This window comes from Extibacter muris, assembly GCF_004345005.1.
Taxonomy (GTDB): domain Bacteria; phylum Bacillota; class Clostridia; order Lachnospirales; family Lachnospiraceae; genus Extibacter; species Extibacter muris.
In genome coordinates, this window is sequence record NZ_SMMX01000087.1 from 1 (window position 1) to 598 (window position 598).

1 protein-coding gene is annotated in these 598 nt (G+C 50.3%); it reads right to left on the reverse strand.

Annotated elements, in window-relative coordinates; genetic code table 11:
• A partial coding sequence (locus E1963_RS23890; protein ID WP_201272108.1) for a hypothetical protein occupies positions 1-598 on the reverse strand: 598 nt, incomplete at both ends.

Sequence of the window (598 nt, forward strand, 5' to 3'; positions counted from 1 at the left end):
CCTCCCCTCTCTCTTTCTTTTTCTTTCCCGTTCTTTTTCTTCTTTTCCCCCTCTTTTTTCTCCCTTCCCCTCTTCTCTCTTTTCCTCCCCTCCCCCCCCTCCCTTCTCTATGTATTGTTTATCAATTCTCCCCTCCTTCCCCTTCCCTTCTCTTTTCCTCTCTTCCCTCCCCTCTCCCCCTCTCTTCTCCTCCTCTCCTCCCTCCTTTCTTTTTCCCCTCTTTTCCCTTCTTTTCTTCTCCTCCCTTTCCCTCCCCTCCTTCTCCTTCTCTTTTCCTCCTTTTTCTCCTCCTTCTTCCCTCCCTCCTCCTCTTTTCCTCCCTCCTTCCTCCTCTTTTTCTTTTTCCCTTTTCTCTCTCCTCTCTCCCTCCCCCTTCCTTCCCCTCCCTTTTCCCTTTCTCTTTCCTGTTCTATCCTCTCTTCCTCTTCTTTCCTCTTTTCCCTCTCCCCTTTCTTCCTTCCCTTTCCCTTTTCTTCCCCCTCTCTTCCTTCTTTCCCTTTCTTCCTCCTCTTCTTCCTTCTTTCCTCCGCCTGACGCTTGGGGATCTTCTCCTTTTTTCCCTTTCTCCTCTTCCTTCTTGACCTTCCCCCTCCTTCCC